Source organism: Streptomyces nanshensis (assembly GCF_001751255.1).
Lineage (GTDB): Bacteria > Actinomycetota > Actinomycetes > Streptomycetales > Streptomycetaceae > Streptomyces > Streptomyces nanshensis_A.
The window spans coordinates 14,052-16,947 of the sequence record NZ_LJGW01000103.1 but is presented as its reverse complement, the minus strand read 5'-3'; the positions used below and the strand labels follow the sequence as shown (position 1 = coordinate 16,947).

Genomic DNA, 2,896 nt, shown 5'->3' with positions numbered 1-2,896 from the left:
CGTCGTGGGGCCGGGGCGGCGACCGTGCAGAGGAGCGGGCGGCGGGGTTCGGTTAGCCCATCTCCTCCAACGCCTTGCCCTTCGGCTCCGGAACCCACTTGAGCAGGAACGGAATCGAGAGCAGGGCGAAGCCCGTGTAGATCACGTACGTCGCCGACAGGTTCCACTCGGAAAGGCTCGGGAAGCTGGCGGTGATGACCCAGTTGGCGATCCACTGGGCCGCCGCCGCGACGCCGAGACCGGCGGCGCGGAGCTTGTTGGGGAAGATCTCGCCGAGCAGCACCCATACGACGACGCCCCAGGAGAGCGCGAAGAAGAGCGTGAAGGTGTGCGCCCCGACGAGGGCGACGGCCCCCTGGAGGTCCGGCAGCGAGACGTTCTCGCCCGAGCCCCGTACGGCGGAGAAGGCCCAGGCCACGGAGGCCAGCGAGACCGTCATGCCGATGGAGCCGATGAGCCCGAGGGGCTTGCGGCCGATCTTGTCGACGAGCGCCATCGCGATGACGGTGCCGATGATGTTCACGATCGACGTGGTGAAGGAGTAGAGGAACGAGCTCTCGGGGTTGATCCCGACGGACTGCCACAGCGTCGAGGAGTAGTAGAACACCACGTTGATGCCGACGAGTTGCTGGAAGACCGACAGCCCGATGCCCACCCACACGATGGGCAGGAAGCCGAACCGTCCGCCCAGCAGGTCCTTGAACGTCGACTTGTGCTCGGTGCGCATCCCGTGCTCGATCTCGGCGAGACGCTCGTCGAGCCGGTCGTGCTCGCCCTCGACGCTGCCGAGCACCTCGCGCGCCTTCGCCTGGCGCCCCACGGAGATCAGGAAGCGCGGCGACTCGGGGATCACGAACGAGAGCAGGAAGTAGGCCACGGACGGGATCACCATGATGCCGAGCATCCACTGCCACGCCTCCAGGCCGGCCAGATTCCCGCGCTGGTCGCCGTCCGCGATCGTGAGGATCCCGAAGTTGACGAGCTGGGAGACGGCGATGCCGGTGACGATCGCGGCCTGCTGGAAGGAGGCGAGACGTCCGCGGTACTCGGGCGGTGAGACCTCGGCGATGTACGCGGGCCCGATCACGGAGGCCATGCCGATCGCGACACCGCCGAGCACGCGCCACAGGGCGAGGTCCCACAGCGCGAAGGGCAGCGCCGAACCGATCGCGCTCACCGTGAAGATGACGGCCGCGATCTGCATGACGCGGATGCGCCCGATGCGGTCCGCGATGCGTCCGGCGAGGGCCGCGCCGATCGCGCTGCCGATGAGGGCGGCGGCGATGACCTGGGCCAGCATGGCCGATCCCGCGTCGAATCTGCCGCGTACCGCCTCGACCGCGCCGTTGATCACGGAGCTGTCGTAGCCGAAGAGGAAGCCGCCCATGGCGGCTGCTGCTGCGATGAAGACGACGCGTCCGAGCGGTGCGGTCTGGCCGCTCTCCGTGGGGGGCGCCGGCTGTGGGGTGCTCGTCAAGGTCTCTCCTGCGTGCCCGGCGTCGGGGCCGGGTTCAAAACGGCGTCGCCTCCGAGGCGGGCACGCAGACGCACGCGCCACGGCTTGAAGGTAAAAGTGACGTTGCAGAGACTATGACTTTAAGTTTCGAAGTCAATAGGTCCAGACTCATTGACCGGACGTTACGGTTGTCACATCGATGTTCACTATGTGAAGAGACAGTGCCGCAGCGGGTGTTGAGAGGCGTCGATACTGACCGGGGTTCAACTCAGGCGCTGGCTGATGACCTTGGTGACACCGTCGCCCTGCATCGAGACCCCGTAGAGCGCGTCGGCGACTTCCATCGTCCGCTTCTGGTGCGTGATGACGATGAGCTGAGAGCTGCCCTTCAGCTCCTCGATCAGCCCGATCAGACGCTGGAGGTTGGTGTCGTCGAGCGCCGCCTCCACCTCGTCCATGACGTAGAAGGGGCTGGGGCGCGCCTTGAAGATCGACACCAGCAGCGCCACCGCCGTCAGGGACCGCTCGCCGCCGGAGAGCAGCGAGAGCCGCTTGACCTTCTTGCCCGGCGGCCGCGCCTCGACGTCGACGCCCGTGGTGAGCATGTTCTCCGGGTCCGTCAGCACCAACCGGCCCTCGCCGCCCGGGAAGAGCCGCGAGAAGACGCCCTCGAACTCGCGCGCCGTGTCGTAGTACGCCTCGGTGAAGACCTGCTCGACGCGCTCGTCGACCTCCTTCACCACCTGCAGCAGATCCGCCCGGGTCTTCTTCAGGTCCTCCAACTGCTCGCTGAGGAACTGGTGCCGCTCCTCCAGCGCCGCGAACTCCTCCAGCGCCAGCGGGTTGATCTTCCCCAGCTTCTGGTAGGCGCGTTCGGCCGACTTCAGCCGCTTCTCCTGCTCGGCGCGGACGAACGGAACCGGCTTGTTGCGCGGATGCTCCGGGTCCTCGGGCAGTTCCTCGCCCTCGGCGGGCAGGGACGGCGGTACGAGCTGGTCCGGGCCGTACTCGCCGATCAGACCCGCGGGTTCGACGCCCAGCTCCTCCAGCGCCTTGGTCTCCAGTTGCTCCACGCGCATCCGCTTCTCGGCGCCCAGCACCTCGCCGCGGTGCATCGAGTCGGTCAGCTTGTCCAACTCGTCCTTCAGCTCGCGTCCTTCGTTGCGCTCGGCCGCCAGGGCGCGTTCCCGCTCGGACTTGGCCTGCCCGGCCGTCTCGCGCTCCTCCTCCGCGCGGGCCAACGACGCCTCCACATAGGCCAGGAGCTGCCGAGCTCCCGAGGCCACCGCGCCGGCCACCTCGGCCTCGTGCCGCATACGGGCGCGGCGCTGCTCGGCGCGGGCCCGGGCCTCGCGCTCCGCGCGCGCCCCACGGTCGAGTGAATCCGCCCGTCCCGCCAGGGACTTGACCCGCTCCTCGTGCGTACGGACCTGGAGCCGA

At 68.3% G+C, this 2,896-nt stretch carries 2 protein-coding genes; both read right to left on the bottom strand.

Annotated elements, in window-relative coordinates; translation table 11 throughout:
* Window positions 1-52: 52 nt before the first annotated feature.
* Complete coding sequence (locus AN218_RS05340) at window positions 53-1,477, bottom strand: sugar porter family MFS transporter (RefSeq protein WP_070015453.1); 1,425 nt, start codon at window positions 1,475-1,477, stop codon at window positions 53-55.
* A gap of 242 nt (window positions 1,478-1,719) precedes the next feature.
* A partial coding sequence (locus tag AN218_RS37880; protein ID WP_244900299.1) for an AAA family ATPase occupies window positions 1,720-2,896 on the bottom strand: 1,177 nt, incomplete at its 5' end.